At 68.6% G+C, this 2,536-nt stretch carries 4 protein-coding genes; all 4 read right to left on the bottom strand.

Going from position 1 to position 2,536, the window contains the following annotated elements:
* Nucleotides 1–431 (bottom strand): transcription antitermination protein NusB (gene nusB, locus L995_RS13490; RefSeq protein ID WP_047472241.1); only part of this gene is annotated, 431 nt, incomplete at its 3' end.
* Nucleotides 428–898, bottom strand: coding sequence for a 6,7-dimethyl-8-ribityllumazine synthase (gene ribH, locus L995_RS13485; protein ID WP_016450458.1), 471 nt, complete (start codon nt 896–898; stop codon nt 428–430). The genes ribH and nusB, both read right to left, overlap by 4 nt.
* 3 nt (nt 899–901) lie before the next feature.
* Nucleotides 902–2,023, bottom strand: a complete 1,122-nt coding sequence (ribBA, locus tag L995_RS13480; RefSeq protein ID WP_016450459.1) for a bifunctional 3,4-dihydroxy-2-butanone-4-phosphate synthase/GTP cyclohydrolase II — start codon at nt 2,021–2,023, stop codon at nt 902–904.
* A gap of 212 nt (nt 2,024–2,235) precedes the next feature.
* On the bottom strand, nt 2,236–2,536 hold a 301-nt coding region (locus tag L995_RS13475; RefSeq protein ID WP_047472240.1), incomplete at its 5' end, for a 2Fe-2S iron-sulfur cluster-binding protein.

Here is a 2,536-nt window from a genome sequence, read left to right as displayed (position 1 = left end):
CCGCGTTCCTTGGCCAGCTCGATGCACTCGTTGAGCACCACGCGCCAGGGCACGTCCATGCAGTGCTGGAATTCATAGACGCCTATCCACATGCTGGCGTGCTCGATGGGCGAGATCTCGGCCATGGTGCGGTCCAGCTTGGGGGCGATCAGTGCGTCCAGGTCCACCTGGGAGTTGATGCAGCCGCGCAGCAGCGCGTCGTAGTGCACCGAGTCGGCCTTGTGAAAGCCCGACAGGTCGCGCGTGAAGCGGTCGATGGCCTCCACGTCGTTGCCGCCCACCAGGTGCTGGTACAGGGCCTGCAGCGCGAATTCACGCGCGCGGCTGCGGTTGGACTTGGAGGCGGCCTTGCGCGCGCCGGTGCTGGTCAGGCCGGTGCGGCTCTGGCGGGGAGGGCGTGCGGAGGCCGGTGTGGAGTGTTCGTCGCTCATGGTCGGTCAATGGTTTGGAGCAGGTTGGCCATTTCCACGGCGACCCGGGCCGCGTCGCGTCCCTTTTCGGTCTGGCGTGCAATGGCCTGCTCGGTGTTCTCGGTGGTGATGATCGCGTTGGCGATCGGCAGCTGGTAGTCCAGGGCCAGGCGCGTGACACCCGCGCCCGATTCGTTGGCCACCAGCTCGAAGTGGTATGTCTCCCCACGGATGATGCAGCCCAGCGCCACCAGGGCGTCGTAGCGGTCGGACTCGGCCATCGCCTGCAGCGCCACGGGCACTTCGAGGGCGCCGGGCACGGTGACGTGGTCGATGTTTCCGGCCTGCACGCCCAGGGCCAGCAGCTCTTCGCGGCAGGCCTGGGTCAGGCTGTTGGTGATGCTTTCATTGAAGCGGGCCTGCACGATGCCAATGCGCAGTTGCGCACCATCAAGATTCAGGGCCTGGCCCTTTTCTGCGTTCAACATTTCTTATTCCTTGGGGATGTAGCCGCTGATTTCGAGGCCGTAGCCGGCCATGCTGGGCAGGCGGCGCGGCTGGCCCATGAGCTGCATGCGCTGCACGCCGCACTCGCGCAGGATCTGCGCGCCCACGCCATAGGTGCGCAGGTCCATGCGGCCGCGCTCGGGCGCCTGGGCGGCGCGTGCGCTGCCGTCGAACTGGGCCAGCAGCTGGTCGCCGCTTTCGCCGCAGTTGAGCAGCACGGCCACGCCGTGGCCCTGGCGGGCGATGTATTCGAGGCTGGTGTCCAGGCTCCAGGAATGCAGGGTGCGGCCGGTCTCCAGCGCGTCCAGCACGGACAGCGGCTCATGCACGCGCACGGGCACGGGCGTGTCGGCATCCCACTGGCCCTTGACCAGGGCCAGGTGCACGGACTGGCTGGGCAGGTCGCGGAAGGCATGGGCGATGAACTCGCCATGCGCCGTCTGCAGCGGGCGCTCGCCGACCTTGCTGAGCAGAGTTTCGTTGCGGCTGCGGTACTGGATCAGGTCGGCAATGGTGCCGATCTTCAGGCCGTGCTCGGCCGCGAACAGCTGCAGGTCGGGCAGGCGGGCCATGGTGCCGTCGTCCTTCATGATCTCGCAGATCACGGCGGCGGGGCTGCAGCCGGCCAGGGCGGCGAAGTCGCAGCCGGCCTCGGTGTGACCGGCGCGCATGAGCACGCCGCCGTCGACGGCCTGCAGCGGGAAGATGTGGCCCGGCTGGACCAGGTCCGTGGGCTTGGAGTCCTTGGCCACGGCGGCCTGCACGGTACGGGCGCGGTCGGCGGCGGAGATGCCGGTGGTCACGCCCTCGGCCGCTTCGATGGAGACGGTGAAGGCCGTGCTGTACACGGTGCCGTTGCGCGCGGCCATGGGCGGCAGCTTCAGGTATTCGCAGCGCTCGCGCGTGAGCGTCAGGCAGATCAGGCCGCGGCCGAAGCGCGCCATGAAGTTGATGGCCTCGGGGGTGACATGGTCGGCGGCCAGCACCAGGTCGCCTTCGTTCTCGCGGTCTTCCTCATCGACGAGGATGACCATGCGGCCCGCGCGCATGTCGGCAATGATGTCTTCCACCGGCGAGATGGGCACGGGGGACGTGGAGTTGTTCATGGAGTGCCTTCTGGAGGAGCCGGGTCGTGCGGACGGGGCGCGGCACACGCGCCGGCTCCCTCGGCCTGGCAGGCGTCAGAAGTGGGCTTCCAAAGAACGTGTGGCGCGGCGCAGCCGCTGTCGGCAATCGGCATGACCCGGAATGACCTTGCGAAAGCGCACATTCTATTCCAGCGGCCATCGGCCGCAGGCGGCGCGGGCTTTGGCCGGATTCAGGGGCCGGGGTCCTGCAGCACCACATCGCCTTCGGGATAGGCGATGCAGGGCAGCACGCAGCCCTCGGCCCGCTCCTCGCGCGTCACGCCCGGCCATTCGATCTCGTAGCGCACGCTGCCCGACACCAACTGCCCGATGCAGGTGCGGCAGGTGCCGTTGCGGCAGGAACTGGGCCAGTCCACGCCGCCCTGCTCCAGCGAGTGCAACAGCGGCTGGTCGGCCCAGGCATCGACCTGCAGACCGCTGGGCGTGAGGCGGGCGGTGAAGAAGGGCGGGGAAAAAGGGGAGGAGACGCGG

The sequence above is a fragment of the Delftia sp. ZNC0008 genome (assembly GCF_000799035.1).
Lineage (GTDB): Bacteria > Pseudomonadota > Gammaproteobacteria > Burkholderiales > Burkholderiaceae_C > Comamonas > Comamonas tsuruhatensis.
Note: the sequence above shows the minus strand (reverse complement) of the source record. Positions and strands in the feature narration are given on the sequence as shown.

Coding starts and splice junctions, on each gene's coding strand:
- ribH (WP_016450458.1), bottom strand. CDS start 898: ATGTTGAACGCAGAAAAGGGCCAGGCCCTGAATCTTGATGGTGCGCAA.
- ribBA (WP_016450459.1), bottom strand. CDS start 2,023: ATGAACAACTCCACGTCCCCCGTGCCCATCTCGCCGGTGGAAGACATC.